Here is a 22,914-nt window from a genome sequence, read left to right on the forward strand (position 1 = left end):
ACGGCGTACAGCCTTTTGTCAGTCGACCAACTTATCAGTTCAGTTGATGTCAATTAGCCAGCTGCCAAGGTACCCGCCCATTGGAACATCTCCAGGAGCTTGGGCAAGGGCATTGAACTGGAACATTCCACGTTGATTGGGATTAAAGATTTTCATGACCACCGCATAGGTGCCTTCTGTAGGGATGGGGGTGTCCGGGAAGACTTCAATGCTTGTTTGGTCTTCAGAGATTTCGAAAATTGCAGGAACCTCTTCTTTGCAGCGGGTGCGTGACAGCACACCCCCTAGATGGACAAGGCAAAGGTTCAGCTTGTTTGGTTTGATCTTTGCATCGAAATAATCAGGTACAGAGATGCTTAGCTTGAGGATCGCAGTTTTGCGGTCCTTGGGTTTCAGCATCAGGTAATAGGTTGCTCTGTCACGCCTGATTGTTGAGCTTTGCCAGTAATAGAGCTTTTTATAGTCTTTAGAGTTCTCCCAGCGAAATTCAAGTAGCGCTGGTGTTGCCTGGGCTCGAGCCTTTGGTGGTGTGATGCTTTCAAGCATCACACTGGAACCGATCAAACCCGCAGTGAGGCCTCCTAACGCAAGGGTGCCTGGAATACAAAGCCTGAAGAGCTGCTTAACCATGAGATCAAAGCGGGTGTGTTGGTAACCACCAGCACTAAAAAGTATATGGATTCTCCTTTGCTCTCCTCGATGAATCACAACGACTAGGACGGCCTAGTAGTTGGCAGCTTTTGGTGCGGCAAGTGATTCAGCATCGATCTGGACGTAGTATCGAGGTTTCGCCAAGGTAGGGATGTTGGGGGGGCTGATCTGAGGGCAGCCAGGCATGGGCAAGCATGCGGATGCAGCGTTTGAGATCTCCCTCGACATACATTTGCTGGCAGTCCAGCAGTGCTATCGACTCCCATCCTGCTTGTCGGCGCGCGATCGCTGCAGGGAAACAGGCGTTTAGGTCTGCCGTGACAGAGAACGTGATGGACACGATGTCTGCAGGGTTGAGTTGATTGCGTTGCATTAGCGCTTCCACGAGCTCGCTGACGGCTGCCTCGATGGCTTGGGTCGTGTTGGCAGAGCTTGTTGTGGCACCTCTGAGCCCGTGTAAGTGGAGGCCTCCATAAGGGATGGCAGTGGTCATGGCAGAAAGAGCCAGAGCACCTGACCATTGTTGCCAAGCTCAAGGTTGAGAAGCTCCGCAAGTTTGGATAGGAGTTTGCTGCCTGGTAGAAATCCCGCCAGCCGTTTTTTGGGCCGCCCAAGTTTGAGCGTTTGGGTGTTGGCTTCATCAAGGTCCGCCAGCTTGGCCGCAAGTTTTCGAGCATGTTCTTCATCTCCCAGCTCATCGACGAGTCCGAGTTCATGGGCCTGAGCTCCGCTGAACACGCGGCCGTCGGCGAAGTTGCGAACCTCTTCGGCACTGAGATGGCGGCCTTCTGCTACCGCGTTCACAAATTGCTCATAGCTGCTATCGATCAGTGATTGCAGGAGCTGACGCTCCTCTGTTGTGAGTGCGCGATCAGGCGAGAGAATGTCCTTGTAGGTGCCGCTTTTTACTGTCTCGAAGCGGATGCCGATTCGCTCCAGCAATTTGGAGAGGTTGTTGCCCCGCAAGATGACCCCGATTGAGCCAGTGATTGTGCCGGGATTGGCAACAATTTTTTCTGCAGCCACCCCGACATAAACACCGCCGGAGGCGGATACATTGCCGAAGCTCGCTACGACATGACAACCCTTTTCTCTAAGCCTGAGCAGGGCCGCATGGATTTCCTGACTGTCACCAACAGTTCCTCCTGGGCTGTCGATGCGCAACAGAAGAGCGGGAAACTCTCTATCTTCAACTTCCTTGATCGCTTTCAGCACCCGCTCACGCGTTGCACCGCTGATTGCTCCGTCAATGGTGATGTGTGCGATCCTTCGGCGAGATTTGCGTCGCCAGAGCCAGCCCATTCAATTTCTTCGTAGAGGATTGGATCTTAAAAAGGAACCTGCTTGTTGCCTTCATGTTGTCAATACGGCACTGGCTGTTGATGGTCCTGCCCTTTGCCCTTTGGGGTACGGCCATGGCTGCGATGACACCTCTGGTGATTTCGGGCGGACCGCTTCTCGTCGCTTGTCTGCGCCTTTTGCCAGCAGGAGTTGTCATCCTGCTGGCCTTGCCGTCGTTGGGTCGTCACTGGGCAATCGCCTCAACTGACAGGATTTGGTTCCTGGTCTTTACGGTTGTTGATGCATGTCTTTTCCAAATGTTCCTGGTCAAGGGCTTGGCCTACACCGGAGCAGGGATGGGATCGGTGCTGATTGACTCCCAGCCATTGCTGGTAGCTCTGCTGGCACGCAGCCTCTTTGGAGAGTCCATCAACCCAGTTGGCTGGATGGGTTTGATGTTCGGTTTGGTAGGGATTATCTTCCTTGGGGCCCCGCCGGATTTGTTGCGCCATTGGTGGTTGCTAGGCGAACAGGCGTCTGGTTCCAGTTTGTTGGAGCAAGGGGAAGGCTGGATGCTCGCAGCAGCCATTGCCATGGCCTTAGGCACAGTGCTGAGCAGGTATGCCTGCCGGAGCAGTGATCCCGTTGCGGTCACTGGTTGGCACATGGTCTTAGGCAGCTTGCCGTTACTGCTCTGGCACAGTTTTGATCGCACATGGCCTTTGTGGCCTGATTGGACTGGCTTTGATTGGGGATTGATGGCCTACGCCAGCTTGTTTGGCAGTGCCCTGGCCTATGGATTGTTCTTTTGGCTCGTCAATCGGGAGGAGCTCACAAGCTTTAGCACCCTGGCATTCCTTACACCGGTGTTTGCCCTTGCTGCTGGTGGCGTTTGGCTAGGAGAACGGCTTCAGCCTCTGCAATGGTTCGGGGTGGCTTTGGTCCTACTTTCGGTGCTTGTTGTGAGTCAGCGTCGTCGACTATGGGAACCGGTTGAAGTTGACTCGGATGTGTTGCCGAGGGAAATCGGCTGATGTTATTTCGTTCCTTGGGCTTGGATGGAGATGGTCCGCTCTGCTGGCCTGCCTGCCCCTATGGCACTTCAGAAGATATTGAGTCTGCTCAGGAACATCGCCAGGGATGCCACCATCACTAGATGGTGCTGACGTTTGCTGCGAAGGTGTTGCTGTCTCCTCTTCAACGGCGTCGAGGTCTGCTGCTGATCCTGGCTTTTGGGTTAGCTCTCTGCCTTTGGCAGTTAGGAGACTCTGGTTTGGTTGATGAAACCCCGCCTCTCTTTGCCGCGGCAGGTCGTGCCATGAGTACGACAGGAGATTGGCTGACGCCGAGGGTTAATGGTCTGCCTCGCTTCGACAAGCCTCCTCTGGTTTATTGGCTAATGGGGTTGATTTATGCCTTGCCCGGCCATGAGGTTTGGGACCCATTAGGGACATGGGCGGCACGTCTTCCTTCTGCGCTTGCATCTGTCTTGATGATGCTGGCCCTTGGTGACACTGTGATGTGTTGGCCCCAGAAGAATGACGCTTGTCCACGCCGAACAGCTGTTGCGGTGGCCTTGGCCTTTGCTCTTTCGCCACTGGTCATGGTCTGGAGTCGGGTCGCTGTTAGCGATGCCTTGTTTTGCAGCACCTTGGGGGTGAGTTTGCTTCTGCAGTGGCGCCGCTTTGCTGCCCCGAGTACCCAGCCATGGTGGTTGGCCTGGCTTGTTTTGGGTTTAGCAGTGCTGACCAAAGGACCAGCGGCTGTCGTGCTGACTGGAATGGTGCTTGTTCTATTTGCTTTGCTGCAGTGGAATCTGGCCAGCCTTTGGCAGCGGTTGCGCCCTCTGCCTGGTTTGTTGATTACTGCCCTGATCAGCCTGCCTTGGTATGTGGCGGAATTGCTTGTGGAGGGACAACCTTTTTGGGATAGCTTCTTCGGCTATCACAACCTTCAACGCTTCACATCAGTAGTCAATAGTCACCTGCAGCCCTGGTGGTTTTTCGGGCCTGTCTTGGTGGTTGCATCCCTGCCATTTACCCCCTTGCTGATCCTTGGGCTGTTGCAGGCCTTCGTTCCAGTCAGGAAGGGTGGTGCCCTTTGCCAGACAGAGCCTGAGGGATCTCTGCAGAGTTTTGCAGCCTGTTGGCTGCTAGCTGTGTTGCTGCTATTCACTTGCGCAGCCACAAAATTGCCCAGTTATTGGTTGCCTGCGACACCGGCGGCCGCGTTATTGATTGGATTGGCCGCAAGTGTTTCCCCTCAACAGCGACCAGGCCTTGTTTGGGCATGGGGCGGATCAGTTGTTTTGGCGGGATTGTTAGCGGCAGGGCTTTGGGCTTCACCGTTCTGGGTTGAATGGATTGATGACCCGGAGATGCCCACCCTTGCGGCAGAACTGCTGGCTAGTCGTCTTGTACTCAAGGCAGCAGTTTTTTTCAGCCTTTCGGTGCTACTTGGGATCTGGTTGGCTTGGCGGCCACGGCCTGGGCGATTGCTGGCCCTTCAAGGGCCATTGGTTGCTTTCCAATTGTTTTCGTTCTTACCGATGTGGGCGTTGGGTGACAAGGTGCGCCAGTTGCCTGTAAGGAAAGTTGCTCAACTGTTGGTCGCTTCTCAGAAGTCTCGCGAACCCTTGGTGATGGTTGGGGCAATCAAACCTTCCCTTCACTTCTATACCGATCAGGTGGTGGTTTATGAGGGGCGCTCTGCGGGGGCGTTAGTGAACCTGGATGATCGATTACGAGACGAAGAGCGCAGGGGATGGTCAGGTCTGCCTATTGAGGGGCCCATGGGATCTTCAACCGCTCTCGTGGTGATTGATCAGGGCACAACGCAGAGGAGGCATTGGCAGGACCTTCAGCCTGAGCTGCTTGGCAAGTTCGGGGTCTATAGGGTTTGGCGGTTGGATCGCCGGACTCTTGAGAAGCGAGCGAATCAGCTCAAAGCTGAAGGTTTCCAAACTGATTGGCGGCAACCACGACCTGAGCGTTTCTGATGTTTTGGTTGTCTTAATTGCAGGATGAAGTGGCTGCTTCGCCCTGCTCTTGTCATTTGCTTTTGGACCACCATGCGAGCAAGACGTCTTGGATGGTGCGTGAGCAGGATTTAAGCGTTGCTCTCCGATTGGGGCGGGTCAGCAAGTTGCAGTCTTCTACAGAAACCACAGCGTCCCCAGAGGGCCATTTCTCCAGCTGGGGCAGGACTACCGCAGGCCTGACATGCGGCCATGCCATGAACATCAATTCTGCTTGGATGTCGTGCCCAGATGCTGGCTTCACTTTCCAGCTTTGGGGTGCTTCCGGGGTGGTGTTGTTGAATGCGTAGATCTTTGATGTCATGGCCCGCGGCACGCAGGGCTGCCAAGAGTTGGGGGCGGTTATAGAGCAGGGCCTGCCTCCACTGAGGATGGCTGGCGCCGATGATCAAAACCCCTTGGCGAATGTTGAGTGGGCGGCAGTGAGGAGCAAGCAGGGGGCCTGCCAGTCGGGGCCATTCTTGCCAGAGACTAGCCATGGAGCCTTGTTGCTTCCAGTCACGCTTAATGGATTCAAGGCAGTTGCAGAGGGCTGTGACTGGGGCAGGAGGCGCTTCTTGCAGCACTTCTCCTCGACCAAGCCGTTTGCGTTGCTGATCAGGAGCTATGGCCATCTCAAAAGCCTAAGTGGAGTCTTGGCTCCAGCTCGCTAGCCTCCGAGAGGTCTTTTCAATGCCTCGATGGGCTTCTTTGACCGGTTAAGCCGCTTATTACGTGCCAATCTCAACGATCTTGTGAGTAAGGCCGAGGATCCCGTCAAGATCCTTGATCAATCGGTTGCAGACATGCAAGCTGATTTGGTCAAGTTGCGACAGGCTGTTGCTATGGCCATCGCCAGTCAGAAGCGGCTTCGCAATCAGGCTGATCAGGCTGAGGGTCAAGTTAGAACCTGGTATGAACGTGCTGAACTGGCTCTTAAGAAGGGTGAGGAAGATCTCGCGAAGGAAGCCCTTACTCGTCGTAAGGGTTTCCAGGAATCTTCTACGGCGCTAACCAACCAGCTCAAGGGGCAGGAAGGGCAGGTGGAGACTCTCAAGCGCAGCCTAGTGGCTCTTGAGGGCAAGATCGCCGAGGCCAGAACCAAGAAGGACATGCTCAAGGCCCGAGCACAGGCGGCAAAGGCCCAGCAGCAATTACAGAGCGCTGTGGGCAATCTCGGCACTAACTCTGCAATGGCGGCCTTTGATCGCATGGAAGACAAGGTCCAGGCCTTGGAAGCCAGTAGCCAGGCTGCCGCGGAGCTCGCCGGTGCTGATCTTGAGAGTCAGTTTGCTGCTCTGGAAGGTGGGAACGATGTCGATGATGAACTATCTGCTCTTCGCCAGCGTCTTGAGGGGGGGGCTGAGGCAGTGGCTTTGCCCGCCGCGGAGACGTCTTCACTTGAGGAGAGTAAGGATGCCAATGGCCCAGAGGTGGAGGCTGTCAAGGTGGCTGAGGTGGATGCTGAGTTGGAGGAACTGAAGCGCGCCATCGACAAGCTCTGAAAGGGGATGGATTTGATCGGCAGAGCATTGCGCTGCAAGATTTCTTGCCTCATTTGCGGAGTTCTTAACGGCTGCTTATTTGATGTAGTAACCGATCACCAAAACACAGTTTTAGCTTTCCGTTGATGGCGACTTCAAGGCGTCTAGGCAGATTGGGTCGTGGCGTTTTTGACCGCAATGACCGCCGTAAGCAGGCTTATCGCCTCGCTAACTCAGACCCTCAACGTTTGCCTCTGCTGGATTTGTCACTGGGGTCCACAGACTTATCACCTCCAGCGGTGGCACTTGAGGCTATTGCAGTAGCTCTAAGGGCACCTGAGAGCTCTTCCTATTGCTTGCATGCTTCGACGAGGCCCTTTCGGGAGGCGGTCGCTGCGTGGAGTCAGAGGCGCTTTGGTGTCAGCGTTGATCCAGACCGGGAAGTGTTGTTGTTGGTCGGTTCACAGGAGGGAACGGCCCACCTGCCTTTGGCAGTTTTGGATCCTGGGGATTCTGCCTTGATTTTGGACCCTGCTTATCCTTCACATCGGGGTGGCTTGATTTTGGCCGATGCCCGTATTGAACGACTGCTGCTACGACCGGAGCAGGAATGGCGACCTGACTTCAAGGCTTTAAGCAACAGTCAGTGGGACCAGCTGCGGATGATGGTTTTTGGGTTTCCTCATAACCCCACAGCCCAGGTAGGAGAACAGAGCTGGTTGGCGGAAGCCATGGATCGGGGCATCCGTCATCAAGTGGTGGTTGCTCACGACAATCCTTATGTGGATTTGGCACTGGACGGTGAGGCGCCAGCTCTGTTGCGTTGTCCTGGTTGGAGGGAATGCGGGATTGAGTTTTTCTCCTTCTCTAAGGCCTGGTGCTTGGGTGGGTTCCGATTGGCCTTTGCGATTGGTGCTGAGCATTTGATTACAGCCCTACGTGAGCTCAAGGGTGTCGTGGATTTCAACCAATCCTTGGCTTTACAGAGAGGCGCCATAGCGGCCCTTACCGATGCCCAAGATTGGCCTCAAGAGATTCTTGGGGTGTACCGGGAGCGCAGAGACAGAACCCTGGCAGCTCTCCATGTATTGGGTTGGCATGCTCCTTGTCCATCAATGGCGCTTTATCTTTGGTTGCCGATTCCAGCCTGGGCAAAGCAGCAGAACTACAACGATGAGACTTTGGCAGCAGATCTTTTGGATCAGACTGGAGTTGCCTTGACGCCTGGATCAGGTTTTGGTTCTGGCGGGGATGGTTGGCTGCGCCTGGCCCTGGTCCATCCGGTGGAAGATTTGGAGGCGGCAGTTGCCCGGATGTGGCCTTGGTGGCATGCGCACATCTGAGTCATGGACTGGTGCTGCTGCGGTTGCCCGTTTGTGGCGTAAGCAGTCTTGTGGCGCTAGGCCATGGCAGTTGCGATGGCAGCCGGTCTGTGCGAGTACTGAGTTGATGTTGTCTGGTTGGCTGAAGCAGCAGCCTTTTTCAGCTCAGCAGCCTCGGGCCTTGTTTGCTGATCGCCAGACCCATGGGAGGGGACAGCGTGGTCGGGTCTGGCAGTCACCGATCGGTGGGGTTTGGATCAGTGCCGCTTTGCCCTGGTTTGATGCTCAGTGCTCTGCCGGTATTTTTGGAGTAGCGGTGGCTGTGGCGCTGGCTGAAAGGCTCGAGCGGCGGGGAGTGCCCGTGAGTATCAAGTGGCCTAATGATTTGATGGTGGGGGACCGTAAATTGGCTGGTCTCTTGCCGCGATTGGTGCACCGTGGCAGTCGCGTCAGGCTGGCACGTATTGGTCTTGGCTTGAATGTTTGCAACCGTGTGCCCAGAGAAGGGATTGCCTTAGATGAGTTGCTTCGATCCGGCCAGTGTCAGCCTCTGGTCTGGATGGCAGAAGTGTTATGCGCTCTTGATCGAACCATGGATTTGGCTGGTCGAGCCGATTGGGTTTGCGCCGAAGCTGAGCGACGCCTCTGGACAAAGCAGGTTCGTGATCCGAAGGGTGGTGAACTCTGGGACGTGATCGGACTGGGACTGGATGGGTCGCTTTTGCTGAGCCAGGGTTCTCGGACCATGCGCTGGACACGTTGGTGATAACTGAGTTGGACTTTTTCTATAGTTTTTCTCGTCTGAGGATCCGATCGGGTGCCGTTTCGCTGGTTCGCTGCTGCATGGCTGCTTTCAGTGCCTATCCTTGCCAAGCCAATGGATCCTGTTGCTCAAGCGGTTCGGCAAGCACCGTTGTTGCCTGCGCGTGAGGCTAGTCAGCTTGAGCGGCCGCAAAGGTTTGATCAATCTCTTGAAGAGCTGGAGCGCAACAAGGTGATCACTTCAGCGGAACGCCGACAGTTGGAGGGGCATGGGGTGGGTTTGACGATCGATGTGCCTCGGATGCAGCAGGCCTGTCGTAGTGGTGCTCTGTCAGCCAAGGAATGTGCCAGTGGCGTTGCTCTGCGGTCTAGGGGGCGTCGAGGTCGTTCCCAGTTCAGCTTGCTGCGCCGTGGTCCTGGCGGTCGGCCATTGCCGCCGCTTACGGTGCCTGTTTCGGCATTGTTGGCAGGCTCTGGGAGTGGCTTCAGCTTGGCTTCAGTGTTTGCGGTGACTCCGAGGCCCAAGCCCCTGCGAGGGAATGGAGATCGTCAGCTTCTTTTCCCGATCATTGGTGGGGCTTTTACCAGTAGTGAATTCGGCATGCGTTTGCATCCTGTGATTGGCCGTTGGTTGATGCATGCGGGTAAAGACCTAGCCGCACCAGAAGGTGCTCCGGTGGTGGCTGCATTAACGGGAACTGTTGTCAGTAGCGGCCTAGCTGGGGGCTATGGCATTGCTGTTGAACTGGAACATGATGCTCCTCGCAGGCGCACGCTTTATGGGCACCTTTCAGAGATTTATCTGCGGCCGGGCCAGCGGGTTCGTCAAGGGGAGGTGATTGGTCGGGTTGGTAGTACTGGCTTAAGCACTGGTCCACATCTCCATTTCGAATTGAGACGCCCTCAGGGTGGCGGTTGGGTTGCGATGGATCCCGGTGAGTTGGATCTCAATCCACTCACAGCTTCAGGTGTCGACCCGGTTTCGCTGTTGGTCGGTCAGTTGATCGAGAGCCTCGAACGGCCTTAATCAATTAACACCTTGCTTCGTGAAGGACAAAGAAATCTTTTGATCTCTCCCAATGGAAGAATATTGAGTATTGAGAATGCAATTTGCGCAAAACCCAACAGTCAAATGCCATTCAAGAGGCCGCATAGGTCATGCTTTTATATAATAAATTATAGAAATGAGACAAGTGCAAGATGAGCTCTTGTGATTGAAAATTCATTTATTCTAAATTGAAAATATAATCAAAGCTTCAGTGCCATTATCGGCAATTGCGCTATCTCTCTTCTTACAGACTCAGTTCGACCTGTTATTACACAGGAAGAACAGGCAAGCGAATCCCAATTAGGTTCTTGCATCCAAATAGGGATTGGAGCAGGCTTAGGTAAAACAGTGGATGGAGATCTTCATGGTCAAAGTGTATCTGCTGCTGAACGTAATGTCTTGGTTGGTGGCATAGGAATTGGATAAGATTTTGGGTCTATCCGGGCTGACATGTCTGCCTATAGTGGCCTGATATAGGCAGCTTCAGCTTAGGTGCCATAAATATGACTCTAGTATGAATAACTATTTTTAGAGAGTCGGTATAGGTTTGGCTCTAGATATTCCCGCTAATTCGAATTGGAGGCCTTGCCTTCGCGCTGGTGGTGGTCCAACTTGGGCATGGAAGGCTCACGATGCAGCGTGGGCTTTCGGTGGAGGTATTGGTGTTGCTTACGAAGCTTCTGAATGAATTGATGTCTTTGGCCAAGTTGTTGATGGTTGGGCTCCACCTCAAACAATTGATAATATTAATACTGATGCTTCGGGAGCGTTAGGAGTTGAAGCTGGTCTGCGATTCCGTCTCTAAATGAAGCTCGATAATTTGATATTCAACACGCTTTAATAAAGGATAAGATTGATCTTTATGCTCCTCTTAAGAGGTGCATTTCTAATGCGAACGATTGAAAGTTGTCCATGCTAATCGGTTTTAGAGAATAATGGCTGGAAGCAGGAAGATTTGTTCTACGGATACAATGCCTAAGTCTTCTATAAAGAAAAAGGCCTTTGTGAAAAGGCAATGAGGGAATGAAGCCCTTCTTCGTAAGAATATGGCTTAAGACATTTTCATTATAAAAGCTGAAGGTGATTTGTATGTATTATTCTTCTCGAAGGATGAAGCCAACCCCGCGAACTGTGTGAATCAAAGTAGCAGCATCTTTTTGTTCAATCTTTTGGCGCAGATAGCGGATGTAAACGTCTAGAAGATTGTCATCTCCAAAGAAGTCCTCTCCCCATACAGCTTTCATAATGGCGTCACGTTCGTGAACTTTTCCTGCACCAACCATTAGAAAATATAGTAACTCATATTCTTTTACGGAAAGTTGAATCGTGCGATTGGCGCGCGTTACATCCCTTGTGCTGGTGTTCATCTTTAAGTCCGCCACTTGTATGGTCTCTGGTTGATGCTCGATGCCAGAGTCTCCTGAGAATTGCTCTGCTCTGCGTTGCATGGCTCGTAATCTGGCCATGAGCTCTTCAATGGAGAAGGGTTTGGTTAGATAGTCATCAACTCCAGCATCCAGTGCCTTGACGCGATCGGTGACATCGTCATGACCTGTGAGCATCAAGATCGGTGTCTTAATGCCACTAGAACGAATACGTTGACAGATATCGACACCTGTGAAATCAGGAAGGTTCCAATCAAGAATGATGAGGTTTGGTGATGGATCACTGCGAGCTTTGATCAACCCTGAGGCGCCGTCCTCCGCCACGCTGACCTCATAACCCTCAACATCAAGCTCTAGGCGTAGAAGTTCTGTCAGCCTCGGTTCATCATCCACCAATAGGACTCTGGTTCTCGGTGATGATGCGTTAGTCATTCATGCAATCAACCTGGTTTCTACTTAAGCAGTTTGTCTGAATCCAGACCTTGTGCAATCAATGGTTATGCGTGGGCCCCTCCTTCAGGGTGTGGATCCATTTAGGAGGGTAGGAAGTCTCTCGAAGAGGTCTGGTTTGATGACATAGCTTTCAGCACCGGCCTCGAGGACCTGGCGCTGTTTGCTTGGGTCACTGAGGGCGGATACAACAACAATCCTCGGCAATTTGTCATGACAAGCTTGTAGATGATGCAGTTGGTGCAGGCATTCAAGCCCATTCATGCCTGGCATCATCAGGTCCAGCAGAACTAAATCAATGCTCTCCAAAGAGCTGTTGTCAAGAAAGGTTTCGGCCGATTCAAAGCTCAAGACGTGATGACCTTCGTCTTGAATTTCCTCCTTGAGCAACTCACGAACTCTGGGATCGTCATCCACTATGGCCACGGTAAGAGCTTGGGTCTTACCAGAATTTTCGATGCGATTAGGGGAATCGGTTTGGTTCATTCTTTTATTGATCTGATATCAGTAGCAGCCAGCTCAGCGCTCCAGTCCCGAACGACTTGACCATCGTGGAAGCGCGCCATTCGGTCGGCCCTTTCGGAAACATCGTTTTCGTGGGTGACCAAGACCAGAGTGATCCCCTGATGATGCAACTCATCGAAAAGGTTGAGAACATCTTCTGTGGTTCTTGAGTCGAGAGCACCCGTAGGTTCATCAGCTAGCAACAAAGCTGGTTGGTTGATAATGGCTCGGGCAATTGCAACACGCTGCTGCTGACCTCCCGAGAGTTGATTGGGGCGGTTTCCCATTTGTTTGCTGAGACCTACTCGCTCAAGAGCTTGTTTAGCTTGCTCTCTTCGCTGGGCAGCAGGCACCCCGGCATAGATCATTGGCAGCATTACATTCTCCAGGGCTGTGGCCTGAGGGAGTAGGTGAAACTGCTGAAAAACAAAGCCCAGTTCTTGATTGCGCAGATTCGCCAGAGCGTCATCATCGAGATCTTCGACCGCTACCCCGTTGAGCCGATAGCTGCCGCTGGTGGGACGATCCAGGCAACCGAGAATGTTCATGGCTGTGCTCTTGCCAGAGCCGCTCGCACCCATCACGGCTAAATAATCTCCTTGATACACGATCAGATTGAGATGGTCCAGAGCTTTTACTGTTCCAGCTCCTTGTCCGTAGAGCTTGCTGACATCGCTCAGCACGGCGACGGGTGTGCTGCTTGCCGTTGGATTAGCCAATGGATCGTTGGCTGCCTAGAGCTATGGCTTCCTGGAGAAGCGGCGTGCCGGCTACGGCATTATTAGCCCATTGAAAGAAAGGATTTGAAAGAATCCCCCCAACGGCTGTTACAACAACGCAACCCACTAGTGCTATTCGAAGTGGAGGCATGCCAATTGTTGACCACTGAATCGATGGATAGGACTTAACGACATCGGAAGCTTCTTTTGGTTCTTTGACCACCATCATTTTGATGACAGAGATGTAGTAATAAATCGACACTACTGAGGTCACTAGGCCAACAACGACGAGGAGGTATTGATGGTCGGCCCAGCCAGCAAAGAAAAGATAGATCTTGCCAAAAAATCCGAGCATCGGAGGTATGCCACCCAAGGAAAGAAGGCAGAGGCTGAGTCCCAGCGTTATCAACGGATCCTTTTGATAGAGACCTGCATAGTCAGAAATTCGATCACTTCCCGTGCGGATGGAAAAGAGGATGATGCAGGCAAAGGCTCCCAGGTTCATGAATAGATAGGCCGCCATATAGAGAACCATTGCAGCGAAGCCGTCTTCGGTTCCGCACACCAGGCCAATCATCACGAATCCTGCCTGGCCGATGGAGCTGTAAGCCAGCATTCGCTTCATTGATGTCTGCGCCAGCGCGACGACGTTGCCAAGGGTCATGCTCAACACAGCAAGCACGGTGAAAAGCAATTTCCATTGGTTGTCGAAGGCACCGAAGCAACCAACCAGCAACCTCAGTGCAAGAGCAAAGCCAGCAGCTTTAGACCCCACTGAGAGGAATGCGACCACTGGAGTTGGCGATCCTTCATAGACATCCGGGGTCCATTGGTGGAAAGGCACCGCAGCAATTTTGAAGGCCACCGTGGCAAGTACGAAGACCAGTGATAGTGCGGCCAGTGGAGTAGGACTGGTGAGTAAAGCAAGGCCAATAGCCTGCAAGCTGGTGGTGCCGCTGAGCCCGTAGAGAAGGGAGGCGCCGTAGAGAAAGACTGCTGCCGCGGCGGAGCCCACCAGCAGATATTTGAGTGCTGCTTCGGAACTGCGGGCATCTCGTTTCATGTAGCCAGCCAGTAGGTAGCTCGCCACGGAGAGAGTCTCGAGGGAGACGAATACGCTCACAAGATCAGTTGAGCCGCAAAGGAGCATTGCCCCGAGGGTTGCGGCCAGAAGGATGGCGGCATATTCACCAATTGGCGTGCCGCTCTGTTCCGCGTAGCGCCAGCTGATCAGTAGTGACAGCAAGGTAGAGAGCGCCACCACGGCCCGAAAGGCAATGGCCAGGTTGTCAGCCAGAAAAGCTCCAAGGAACGCGGGTTCCAGAGGGGCATTCCATTGCTGGGCGAGGAGCACGAGTGCTGTGCCAAGGCCGGCATAACAAATGGGGGGTACCCAGCGGGCTGCAGCCTGCTCGCCGGCCAAGTCCACAAGTAGGGTCGCCAGCATTGCGACGAGAACAGCCCCTTCAGGGGCAATCGCACCAGCATTCAGTGCAAGGTTGAGCAGCTCCCCTGGAGCGGCCACGGCCTGGGTGGCGAGAAGAAATACACCCATTTCGGGCATGACGCGTGCACGATCAGACCAATTTGCGTGACTGTAGCTGTGCTGCCTTGCTATACCTTATTGAGAACATCGCATCATGCAGCTCGCTTGTCGGTGCGATAAAGATTGGAACGGTTACATCTCGTCTGTGGCGAACACTCTGGTCATTGTCGAAAGCCCTACCAAGGCGAGAACCATTCGAGGGTTTCTGCCCAAGGACTTCCGTGTGGAGGCCTCCATGGGCCATGTGCGCGACTTGCCCAACAACGCCAGTGAGATCCCTGCGGCCCAGAAGGGGCAGAAATGGGCCAACCTTGGCGTGAACACCACCGCGGATTTCGAACCTCTTTATGTGGTTCCGAAGGAGAAAAAGAAGGTGGTCAAGGAGCTGAAGGCAGCTTTGAAGGAGGCTGATCAGCTGTTGTTGGCAACTGACGAAGATCGAGAGGGCGAAAGCATCAGCTGGCATTTGCTGCAGCTGTTGGCTCCCAAAGTGCCTGTCAAGCGGATGGTGTTTCACGAGATCACCAAAGAAGCCATTGCTAAGGCTCTTGATCAGCCCAGAGATCTCGACATGGAGCTGGTCCATGCCCAGGAAACGCGACGGATTCTTGACCGTTTGGTGGGCTACACGCTTTCGCCTCTGTTGTGGAAGAAGGTTGCATGGGGACTCTCCGCCGGTCGGGTGCAGTCCGTAGCAGTGAGGTTACTTGTGCAGCGTGAACGTGCCCGTAGGGCTTTCCGTAGCGGCAGCTACTGGGACCTAAAGGCCAAACTTGAAAAGGGTGGTGGTCAATTTGAGGCAAAGCTCACCAGTCTGGCTGGCCAGAAGATTGCTACAGGCAGTGATTTCGATGAAACGACAGGCGATTTAAAGGCTGGCAGAAATGTTCGACTGCTTGGCGAATCAGATGCGCTCACTCTTTCCGAGTCCGTGCGCAGCAGTCAGTGGCGGGTTGAGGCGGTGGAAGAGAAGCCAACGGTACGTAAACCAGTGCCTCCTTTCACGACAAGCACTTTGCAGCAGGAGGCAAATCGCAAGTTGCGGTTTTCGGCCAGGGAAACGATGCGGTGTGCCCAGGGGCTTTATGAGCGTGGCTTCATCACCTATATGCGAACTGACTCTGTGCATCTATCCGAGCAGGCTATTCAGGCTGCTCGGAGCTGCGTGGGGTCACGCTATGGCGATGATTATCTGAGCAAAACTCCACGTCAGTTCAGCACTAAGTCACGCAATGCCCAGGAGGCTCACGAAGCGATACGACCAGCGGGTGAAAGCTTCCGTTCCCCAAGTGAATCTGGACTTGAAGGGCGCGACATGGCCCTATATGAGTTGATTTGGAAGCGAACAGTGGCCAGCCAGATGGCCGAGGCTCGACTCACCATGCTGGCTGTTGATCTTCGTGTGGCTGATGCCAAGTTTCGGGCCACGGGTAAGCGCATTGATTTCCCAGGTTTCTTTCGCGCTTACGTGGAGGGCAGTGATGATCCAGACGCTGCCTTGGAAGGCCAGGAAGTTTTGCTGCCTAATTTAGCGGTTGACGATTCGCCCACGCTGCAGGATGTGGAGGCCCTCGGTCACCAGACTCAGCCGCCGGCTCGCTATAGCGAGGCTTCACTGGTGAAGATGCTCGAGAAGGAGGGCATTGGCAGGCCTTCCACCTACGCCAGCATCATCGGCACCATCGTTGATCGGGGTTATGCAGCATTGCAAAACAACTCTCTTACTCCCAGTTTCACTGCTTTTGCTGTAACCGCTCTTCTAGAGGAGCATTTCCCCGATCTTGTCGATACCAGCTTTACGGCTCGGATGGAATTCACGCTTGATGAGATTTCCACGGGCAAGGTGCAGTGGTTGCCTTATCTCGAAGGGTTCTACAAGGGCGAAAAGGGCCTTGAGAGTCAGGTTCAGCAGCGTGAAGGTGACATCGACTCCAGTGTGTCTCGCACTGTGGATCTGGAGGGATTGCCCTGTGTGGTGCGCATCGGTCGTTTTGGGGCCTATCTGGAAGCCAAACGAGTGGGTGATGACGGCGAGGAGGAATCGCTTAAGGCCACCCTCCCTCAAGAGATCACCCCTGCTGATCTTGATGCAGAGAAAGCCGAGCTGATTCTCAAGCAGAAAGCTGATGGCCCGGAATCGATTGGGGAAGACCCGGAAACCGGTGATCAGGTTTACCTCCTTTTTGGTCAGTACGGGCCTTATGTGCAGCGAGGCCAGGTGGGTGAGGACAACCCCAAGCCGAAGCGGGCATCCTTGCCCAAAGGCAAGAAGCCTGATGAGCTCAGCCTTGATGAGGCACTGGGCTTATTGCGTCTGCCGCGCTTACTGGGAGAGCATCCCGATGGTGGACGAATTCAGGCGGGTTTGGGTCGCTTCGGACCCTATGTGGTCTGGGATAAGAGCAAGGGAGAGAAGGACTATCGCTCCCTTAAGGCGGAGGATGACGTGTTGGCGGTGGGGCTGAGCCGAGCACTAGAGCTTTTGGCTATGCCCAAGCGGGGCAGGGGCGGCCGGACTGCGTTGAAAGACCTTGGCATCCCGGATGGGAGTGAGGAGAAGGTGCAGGTTTTTGACGGTCCCTATGGCTTGTATGTCAAGCAGGGCAAGCTCAATGCCTCGTTACCTGAAGGGAAGGGCGTCGACGACATTTCTCTTGATGTAGCAGTGGAGCTATTGGCTGCCAAGGCTTTAAGTAAGAAGACAAGTCGACGCAAAAAGAGCACTTCAACAACCAGTAAAAAAACCGCCGCAAGCAAACCAAAAACTCGTAAACCTCCTGCGACTACAAAGACAGGTCGGCTGCGAGCCAGTGCTGTTCGGGTCATCAAGCCTGGTGAGGTTTGATGCTCAAGGTGAGTGCTAGGGGCTTACTTGCTGATGGGTTAAGCCTGTGTGTTCCGCTGCTTATGTTGATGTTGCAGTCCTGCGCCAATACGCCGTTTGGTCAGGAACTTGCGAACAGTTTTGATGCTCCCACGCAGGAGCCTGTGCCTGTCGCACCTGTTTCCAGTGATCCAGAACCCACGAACTCTTCATCTGACTCAAGAGTTCCTGATCAGGACGTGAGCAATCCGGAAGCTGCTAATCCTCAGACGTCGAGACAGGTTGAGCAGAAGCCAGAGTTGGCTAGTAACCCTGTTACCCCGCAGCCTTATCGCATCACCATCAAGTTGTCCGGTGCCGATCCATCGGCGCCGGCAGAAGTCGTCACTCAGGCCTTACGAATGGCTGGAGTGACTTTTGAGGTTGAGACGATTGAACGGGTCAAGGATCAGTCTTTGATCAGAGTGCCGCCTTCAGGTATGGGAGCCCAGCCTTGATCTGGTTTGGTGGCTTGCGCAAGAGTTCGAGAGCTGCTCAACCCATAAGCCGTCGCCAGGCCCTGAGAATGATGGAGACTTCTTACCTTGCGGCTGCTTCAGCTCTGATCTGGGTGGCGCTCTATTACCTCCCTGTTGGTGGAGCCCTATTTCGGCTGGCGTTGCCGTTGCCTTTAGCCCTGCTGCATGTGCGTCGCGGTTCTAAGGCAGGGCTAGAGGGCGTTGCCCTGGCGGTGCTTTTGTTGATTGCCTTGATGGGGCCTGTTCGTGGTCCCTTGGTGCTGTTCCCTTATGGCTTTCTAGCGCTCTGGCTTGGCTGGAGTTGGCATCGTGGGCTGAGCTGGTGGGTGAGTTGGGGGTGTGGAGTTGTGATTGGAACAGCGGGTTTTCTGGTAAGGGTTGTGGTGCTGTCGCTTTTGGTGGGTGAGAACCTTTGGGTGGTGATCACCCGAGCAGGATCAGGTCTGCTTGATCGATTGGTGGACCTGCTCAATCTCCCTCTGGCGCCAGATCTCAATCATGTGCAGCTGATGGCTTTTGCTTTGGTGGTTTTTCAAGAGTTGGTCTACGTGCTTGTTCTTCATGCGCTGGCCTTCTGGATTTTTCCTCGGCTGCAGGGACCAATTCCCGAGCCCCCCAGACTTCTGCATGGCCTCGTTGCCCTGGACCCCCTCTAATTTCAAGCCGGGTTTGCCTCTTAGAGGTCTACCTTTAGCTTGTAAAGCCTTTGGTGCAGGTGCATCTCCAGCCGCGCAGGAGAGATGGATAATGCCTTGGCGGGATGGGGGCCTGGGGTTTTCTTTACTGTTGGTGTTGGCTGGCACGCGTACTGCCGAGGTGGAGGGCATTTCGGCGGCAGGTGCTACCTCAGCTGCCCGTCGCTACACAGCTGTGGCAGATGCGGAACTGCTGCTTAAGGGCCCTGATAGGCCAAGGCTGTGCTCGCTTCCACCTCTTCCTGCAGGGATCTCACCGGCCCTGATTAGTTATGTTGCCGCTCGTTGGATTGGCGTAGACCCATTGGTGGCGGCGGTGGGCTTAACCCTGTCGCCACCATTCCCCCATTTGCGTCTGGAGGCGCCGGGAATGGGTCCGGCTGCTTGTTTGAGTACTGGTGAGGCCATGGGTCTGTCGCGTGTGCATGCTCTCTGGCAGCGTGGCTTTTGCCTTGGGCGAGGTCTTCGTCGTCCTTTGGTATTGGCCGAATGTGTCCCTGGAGGCACGACCACGGCTCAGGCTGTACTCACCGGACTTGGCTTGCAGGTTGCTGATCTGATCAGTGGTAGTGCTCGTCAGGCACCGATGGTCTTGAAACAGGAGTTGGTTGATCGTGGATTGAGTCAAGCGGCCTTGGGGTGTAACCCTCCACCTCAGCGAGTGATTGCGGCCTTAGGTGATCCTTTTCAGCCTGTAGCTGTTGGGCTGCTACTTGGCGCAAGAGAGGCGGGTCAGCCTGTCATGCTTGGCGGTGGAAGTCAGATGGTGGCTGTGCTGGCTCTGGCCTTGGCAGCTATGGAACCATCCCATCGCCAGAACATGGTTGATGGGATAGTGCTCGGTACCACGTCTTGGCTGGCAGAGGAGGCTAAGCGTTCAGATGGCAGGACAGGTGCACTTGAGTGTCTGATCGATTGCGTAGGGGAGTTTTTCGGTGTTCGCCTTTTGGGTTTGGCCACAGGGCTGCGTTTCCATAACAGTCAGCATCGGGCTCTTCAGGATTATGAGCTTGGATATGTCAAAGAAGGTGTTGGTGCTGGAGCCCTGGCGCTATTGGCTCAGCTTCAAGGGGCTTCCTGTGAGCAGCTGTTGGAGGCGTGTGATCAAGCTATGAACCAATTGTTGGGGACGTCTTGCTCATGAGATTTTCTCCGCCCCTTAGGGTCTGATCGATGAGTGGCGCCATGCTTGAACAAAGGCAGCTTGGACGAAGAGAGCTGCTAAAACTGGGCTTGATGGCTGGGCTGATGGGCTTGGCTAGCTGTGGACGTGCCTCAGCAGCCCCTTTGTTGAGAGCAACTCCGGAAACGTTGCCAAAGAAATGGCGGCGCAGTTTGCCCGTGCCTTGGAGCTATCAACCGATTGAAGTTGATGCAGGTAGTAATCCTTTCATCGCCGTACTCGAGCAGGGCAATGACCTGTTGGCTCTTGGTGATGGTTGGCTGACGAGTTTGCCCGCAAAAACCTTGCAGCGGATTGAAGCGCCTGGGCTTCAAGACCGGCTCGATGGTCAGGCGAGGGCCTTTGAAGCCAGCCTGGGACCAGCCCTTCAGTCTCGAGTTCTGCCTGTTGGGGTCAGCCCTTGGGTGTTGCTCTTTCGTCAGGGTGATCCTTGGGCATTACAGGCAAGGTCTGGCTGGCAGGTTTTGTTAGACCCGGCGCTTAAGGGGCGGGTGGTGTTACCCCAGAGCCCCCGTCTTGTGATGTCTCTGGCTGAGAGGATGCAGGTTGCTGATGGATTGCGGCAGCTGCGTGCTCAGGCCTACACCTTTGATGATCGGCAGGGCCTCAACTGGTTAATTCAAGGGAAAGCTCGGGTCGCGGTATTGCCGCTACAGCGCTGCTTGCCGAGCTTGCGTCGTGACCCAAGGCTCAGTGTGGTACTCCCCAACAGTGGAGCACCATTGAACTGGACTGTTCTTGTACGGTCTGCCTTGACTCGGGAGCCATTGCCACAGCAATGGGTCGAGCAGTCTTGGCAGGAGCCTCTGCTGGGACAATTGCTTGCCGGTGGTTGGATCCCTCCGTTGCCACGTGCAGAGTTGCGTCTTGCTTTAAGAGCAATTCCTAAGGCCTATCGCTCCATTGTGTTGCCATCCAAGGAGGTCTGGTCGCGTTGTTGGTCCTTACCAGTGCTGACAGCTGTTCAGCAGATGGAGCTGGATCAGCGTTGGAGCCAATCAACCCCATAGCCTGCGCCTTGGAGCTGCCGCTAGGCGTTGGTGCGTGTCAGCGAGGAGATCCGGGATCGGCAGGTGATGGGGGCAGCGGGGTAAGCATTCGCCACAGCGCTCGCAGGCGCTGCCATCAATACCTTCCCACCAGTGTCCTGCTCGTCCGATCAGGTTGTAACGCTCTTCTGCAAAGGCTTGAAGGTTATGGCCTACGGCCAGATTTCGTAGTCGTAGTAGATCTGGTATGGGTACAGATTTTGGGCAGGGTAGGCAGGCTTTGCACTGGCCGCATCGGTTTTCACCTAGGCGGCGCTCACCTTGTTGGCGGAGTTGGTTGAGGGCTCTTTGCTCGCGTTGATTGAGTGGCCCATCGGCGTTGGCCAACTGCGCAGCAAGTGTCAGGTCCTCTGGCTGAGCAGCACCAAGGCTGAGGGTGCTGATCTTTGCAGCTAGCAGGAAGCGATAGGCAAGTTGGAGAGGCGAGAGCGGACAACAGTCCTCAACCAGGGTTGGGCTTGGGTCCTGAAGCCGTCCTCCTTTGTCAGCAGGGGAGATTGCCATGACACCCATGCCTGATGCAAGGGCCTCCCGTGCCAGGGGAATACGTTCGGGGTCTAGTAGGTGCAGATGCAGGCTGCAGAATTGAAAACGACCGCTTGCTAAGGCTTCCTTGATGAGGGGAAAGGAGCCATGGCTAGTGAATCCCACTTGAACAACAAGATCCTCTTCCTCAGCCCAACGCAGTAGCGCTGCGCCGTCTCCCCTTAGGGCCCACTCCAGGTGTTCAGGGCGATTGAGGCCATGCACTGCAAGGTTTTCAAGCTTGGGTCGTCCAAGTCGCGTCAAAAGGTTGTGCAATTCGCACTGCCCTTCTTTCAGGCTTAGCCCTGGCAGAAGTTTGCTGGTGATGACCCAGCCTCCAGAAGGTTCAGCTTGGTTTTGTTGCAGCTGTCGCAGAGCAGTGCCAAGAAAACTTTCTGCCGGGCCATAGGCCGGGGATGTTTCGATGTGGTTAATGCCAGCGGCCTGGGCAGCTTTAACAACGCCATACATTTGCTCGGCTGAGCCGATTGCCCTCATCGTCCCAAGGGTGAACAGGCTCACTGCCGGTCCCCGACCAAAGGGGCGTCGTATTGGCATCATTCCTGGTGGTCGGGATCGGGATCTGGAGAATTGAAGGGTTCCTCTGTTTCACTTTCACGGGTTTGGAGGTGACGGACCAGAGCTGCAGGACTCACTTCATCAAGGAAGCGGCGGAATTCGTTCTGATCTTCTGCGTCAGCCTCGGCATCTACAGGAATTGAGGCTTCTGCTACGACCTCCTCGAGCATCCAGATGCTGCTTTTGGTGCGGACTGCAAGGGCGATGGCATCACTAGGACGAGCATCAATTTCAAGCAGCAGTGTTGATTCCTCAGGAGTCTTCTCTTCCTCCGGCTCTTCCTCTGATGCCTTGAGACGAAGTTTGAGTACAGCCTGGAATGTGTTGTCTTCAATCGCGTGGATGATGACCCTCTCAAGTTGAAGATTTCCTGCTTTGAGCAGGGCCACCATGAGGTCGTGGCTCAGTGGTCTTGGTATAGGTGAGTCCTGAATCCCGGCCATGATGTTGTGCGCCTGGGCTTGATCGATCCAGATCGGCACCTGTCTTCGTCCGGATGGATCCCTGAGCAGCACGATTGGGCTGCGGCTTGACGCGTCGAGTGCGAGACCGGCAACGCTCATCTCGACCACTGACCCCCCATCCCCCTTTTGTCCGATTATGGCCAGTGATGTTGCCACATACGGCCTGCCATGTTTACGGGGCTAGTTCAGGCGGTGGGACGGGTGCAGCGTCGAGCGACGGGCTTGTTGGTGCAAGGCTGTTCCCCATTAGCACCTCTGGCCGAGGGAGACAGTGTGGCTGTTGATGGGGTCTGCCTGACGGTGGCTGAATTGATAGCGGATGGTTTTCGTGCTGATGTCAGTGAGGAGACGCTTTGTCGAACCAGCCTTGGGGCCAAGGCGGATCGCGGTGGGGTTGTGAACCTTGAACCAGCTCTTCGCCTCTGCGACCGTCTCGGAGGCCATCTGGTCAGTGGCCATGTTGATGGATCTGGAGAGGTGGTGGCTCTGGATGCTCGCTCAACGTCCTGGTATCTGGAGGTCTGCTGGCAAGATCCTGCCTTCGGACGCTATGTCTGCGAAAAAGCCAGCATTGCTTTAGATGGCATCAGTCTCACTGTTGCGGGATGCGTTGAAGACGGCAGCCGCTTCTGGATAGCGGTGATAGCTCATACCTGGACGAGCACGTCTTTACAACAGTTGCAGGTTGGAGCTGTGGTGAATCTGGAGGCCGATCTGTTGGCCAAATACACCGAGCGTCTTTTGGCAGGGGCACCTCATTTACCAATGGCAAGCAACAGGAATGCCCAAGAGATCTCAACGGACTGGCTTGCCAGCCATGGGTGGAGCTGAGTCGCTACGGCATTTGCACAGGGATCTTACAAAGCATGGCCGGATCAGGAGACCCTCAATAGCGTTCAGATGCTGTTC

The 22,914-nt window shown here is 54.5% G+C and carries 24 protein-coding genes; 14 read left to right on the forward strand and 10 right to left on the reverse strand.

All coding sequences use genetic code 11. The annotated features are described in order from the left end of the window. Window positions 1-39: 39 nt before the first annotated feature. The 3 genes from SIB79_RS01600 to sppA all read right to left on the reverse strand — a co-directional run bounded on the left by SIB79_RS01600 (window position 40) and on the right by sppA (window position 1,953). The gene (locus SIB79_RS01600) at window positions 40-630 is read right to left on the reverse strand and encodes a DUF2808 domain-containing protein (RefSeq protein ID WP_063403644.1); all 591 of its coding nucleotides are present in this window, start codon (window positions 628-630) and stop codon (window positions 40-42) included. 127 nt (window positions 631-757) lie between these two features. Then, window positions 758-1,144 (reverse strand): chorismate mutase, encoded by a 387-nt coding sequence (aroH, locus tag SIB79_RS01605; RefSeq protein ID WP_063403645.1) that lies wholly within the window; start codon window positions 1,142-1,144, stop codon window positions 758-760. Next, window positions 1,141-1,953 carry a signal peptide peptidase SppA gene (gene sppA / locus SIB79_RS01610; RefSeq protein WP_063403646.1) on the reverse strand — a complete coding sequence of 271 codons (813 nt, stop codon included), beginning with the start codon at window positions 1,951-1,953 and terminating at the stop codon, window positions 1,141-1,143. Before sppA ends, aroH begins: the two co-directional genes overlap by 4 nt. A 53-nt stretch (window positions 1,954-2,006) precedes the next feature. Between sppA and SIB79_RS01615 the strand changes: the two genes are divergently transcribed. The 3 genes from SIB79_RS01615 to SIB79_RS01625 are packed head-to-tail and all read left to right on the forward strand — an operon-like array spanning window position 2,007 to window position 4,930. Continuing rightward, window positions 2,007-2,966 (forward strand): DMT family transporter, encoded by a 960-nt coding sequence (locus SIB79_RS01615; RefSeq protein ID WP_063403647.1) that lies wholly within the window; start codon window positions 2,007-2,009, stop codon window positions 2,964-2,966. Next, a complete protein-coding gene (locus SIB79_RS01620; RefSeq protein ID WP_268873546.1) occupies window positions 2,966-3,088 on the forward strand; it encodes a hypothetical protein in 123 nt (40 codons plus the stop codon). The genes SIB79_RS01615 and SIB79_RS01620 overlap by 1 nt, the downstream gene beginning before the upstream one ends. After that, window positions 3,089-4,930, forward strand: a complete 1,842-nt coding sequence (locus SIB79_RS01625; protein ID WP_063403648.1) for an ArnT family glycosyltransferase — start codon at window positions 3,089-3,091, stop codon at window positions 4,928-4,930. A 110-nt stretch (window positions 4,931-5,040) separates the two neighbouring features. On the opposite strand, the gene SIB79_RS01630 is transcribed toward SIB79_RS01625, so the two are convergent. Continuing rightward, window positions 5,041-5,583 (reverse strand): DUF721 domain-containing protein, encoded by a 543-nt coding sequence (locus SIB79_RS01630; protein WP_063403649.1) that lies wholly within the window; start codon window positions 5,581-5,583, stop codon window positions 5,041-5,043. Between the two features lie 66 nt (window positions 5,584-5,649). Between SIB79_RS01630 and SIB79_RS01635 the strand changes: the two genes are divergently transcribed. The 5 genes from SIB79_RS01635 to SIB79_RS01655 all read left to right on the forward strand — a co-directional run bounded on the left by SIB79_RS01635 (window position 5,650) and on the right by SIB79_RS01655 (window position 10,337). Further along, window positions 5,650-6,453 (forward strand): PspA/IM30 family protein, encoded by an 804-nt coding sequence (locus tag SIB79_RS01635; RefSeq protein ID WP_011825292.1) that lies wholly within the window; start codon window positions 5,650-5,652, stop codon window positions 6,451-6,453. A gap of 125 nt (window positions 6,454-6,578) precedes the next feature. After that, complete coding sequence (locus tag SIB79_RS01640; RefSeq protein WP_063403650.1) at window positions 6,579-7,775, forward strand: aminotransferase class I/II-fold pyridoxal phosphate-dependent enzyme; 1,197 nt, start codon at window positions 6,579-6,581, stop codon at window positions 7,773-7,775. Beyond that, window positions 7,762-8,520, forward strand: coding sequence for a biotin--[acetyl-CoA-carboxylase] ligase (locus SIB79_RS01645; protein ID WP_063403651.1), 759 nt, complete (start codon window positions 7,762-7,764; stop codon window positions 8,518-8,520). Before SIB79_RS01640 ends, SIB79_RS01645 begins: the two co-directional genes overlap by 14 nt. Before the next feature lie 51 nt (window positions 8,521-8,571). Beyond that, window positions 8,572-9,543 (forward strand): M23 family metallopeptidase, encoded by a 972-nt coding sequence (locus tag SIB79_RS01650; RefSeq protein ID WP_063403652.1) that lies wholly within the window; start codon window positions 8,572-8,574, stop codon window positions 9,541-9,543. Window positions 9,544-10,163: 620 nt separating this feature from the next. Then, complete coding sequence (locus tag SIB79_RS01655; protein ID WP_196757612.1) at window positions 10,164-10,337, forward strand: hypothetical protein; 174 nt, start codon at window positions 10,164-10,166, stop codon at window positions 10,335-10,337. A 321-nt stretch (window positions 10,338-10,658) separates the two neighbouring features. On the opposite strand, the gene SIB79_RS01660 is transcribed toward SIB79_RS01655, so the two are convergent. From SIB79_RS01660 to SIB79_RS01675, 4 genes are all read right to left on the reverse strand, one after another. Then, entirely contained in the window at window positions 10,659-11,381 is a 723-nt protein-coding gene (locus tag SIB79_RS01660) for a response regulator transcription factor (RefSeq protein ID WP_063403653.1), read from the reverse strand. Window positions 11,382-11,465: 84 nt separating this feature from the next. After that, window positions 11,466-11,885 (reverse strand): response regulator, encoded by a 420-nt coding sequence (locus tag SIB79_RS01665; RefSeq protein WP_063403654.1) that lies wholly within the window; start codon window positions 11,883-11,885, stop codon window positions 11,466-11,468. Next, on the reverse strand, window positions 11,882-12,622 hold the full coding sequence (locus tag SIB79_RS01670; RefSeq protein ID WP_063403655.1) for an ABC transporter ATP-binding protein: 741 nt from the start codon (window positions 12,620-12,622) through the stop codon (window positions 11,882-11,884). Before SIB79_RS01670 ends, SIB79_RS01665 begins: the two co-directional genes overlap by 4 nt. Continuing rightward, entirely contained in the window at window positions 12,615-14,186 is a 1,572-nt protein-coding gene (locus tag SIB79_RS01675) for an NAD(P)H-quinone oxidoreductase subunit N (protein WP_063403656.1), read from the reverse strand. The genes SIB79_RS01670 and SIB79_RS01675 overlap by 8 nt, the downstream gene beginning before the upstream one ends. Window positions 14,187-14,313: 127 nt before the next feature. On the opposite strand from SIB79_RS01675, the gene topA reads away from it, so the two are divergent. The 5 genes from topA to SIB79_RS01700 all read left to right on the forward strand — a co-directional run bounded on the left by topA (window position 14,314) and on the right by SIB79_RS01700 (window position 20,398). Continuing rightward, a complete protein-coding gene (gene topA / locus SIB79_RS01680) occupies window positions 14,314-17,013 on the forward strand; it encodes a type I DNA topoisomerase (RefSeq protein WP_196757613.1) in 2,700 nt (899 codons plus the stop codon). Next, window positions 17,013-17,489, forward strand: coding sequence for a hypothetical protein (locus SIB79_RS01685; protein WP_063403658.1), 477 nt, complete (start codon window positions 17,013-17,015; stop codon window positions 17,487-17,489). Before topA ends, SIB79_RS01685 begins: the two co-directional genes overlap by 1 nt. Before the next feature lie 71 nt (window positions 17,490-17,560). Next, window positions 17,561-18,166, forward strand: coding sequence for a DUF2232 domain-containing protein (locus SIB79_RS01690; protein ID WP_236072633.1), 606 nt, complete (start codon window positions 17,561-17,563; stop codon window positions 18,164-18,166). Beyond that, window positions 18,138-19,349 (forward strand): nicotinate-nucleotide--dimethylbenzimidazole phosphoribosyltransferase, encoded by a 1,212-nt coding sequence (locus SIB79_RS01695; protein ID WP_063403659.1) that lies wholly within the window; start codon window positions 18,138-18,140, stop codon window positions 19,347-19,349. The genes SIB79_RS01690 and SIB79_RS01695 overlap by 29 nt, the downstream gene beginning before the upstream one ends. A 29-nt stretch (window positions 19,350-19,378) precedes the next feature. After that, window positions 19,379-20,398, forward strand: a complete 1,020-nt coding sequence (locus SIB79_RS01700) for an ABC transporter substrate-binding protein (RefSeq protein WP_063403660.1) — start codon at window positions 19,379-19,381, stop codon at window positions 20,396-20,398. Here the strand turns inward: SIB79_RS01700 and SIB79_RS01705 are convergent. Continuing rightward, the gene (locus tag SIB79_RS01705) at window positions 20,387-21,523 is read right to left on the reverse strand and encodes an aldo/keto reductase (RefSeq protein WP_063403661.1); all 1,137 of its coding nucleotides are present in this window, start codon (window positions 21,521-21,523) and stop codon (window positions 20,387-20,389) included. The two genes, SIB79_RS01700 and SIB79_RS01705, sit on opposite strands and share 12 nt — an antisense overlap. Then, window positions 21,520-22,104 carry a bifunctional nuclease family protein gene (locus SIB79_RS01710; protein ID WP_196757614.1) on the reverse strand — a complete coding sequence of 195 codons (585 nt, stop codon included), beginning with the start codon at window positions 22,102-22,104 and terminating at the stop codon, window positions 21,520-21,522. Before SIB79_RS01710 ends, SIB79_RS01705 begins: the two co-directional genes overlap by 4 nt. A 69-nt stretch (window positions 22,105-22,173) precedes the next feature. On the opposite strand from SIB79_RS01710, the gene SIB79_RS01715 reads away from it, so the two are divergent. Next, window positions 22,174-22,836, forward strand: coding sequence for a riboflavin synthase (locus tag SIB79_RS01715; RefSeq protein WP_063403662.1), 663 nt, complete (start codon window positions 22,174-22,176; stop codon window positions 22,834-22,836). Window positions 22,837-22,914 lie beyond the last annotated feature (78 nt).

It is taken from the genome of Prochlorococcus sp. MIT 1342 (assembly GCF_047304495.1).
In the GTDB taxonomy this organism is placed as follows: domain Bacteria; phylum Cyanobacteriota; class Cyanobacteriia; order PCC-6307; family Cyanobiaceae; genus Prochlorococcus; species Prochlorococcus marinus_D.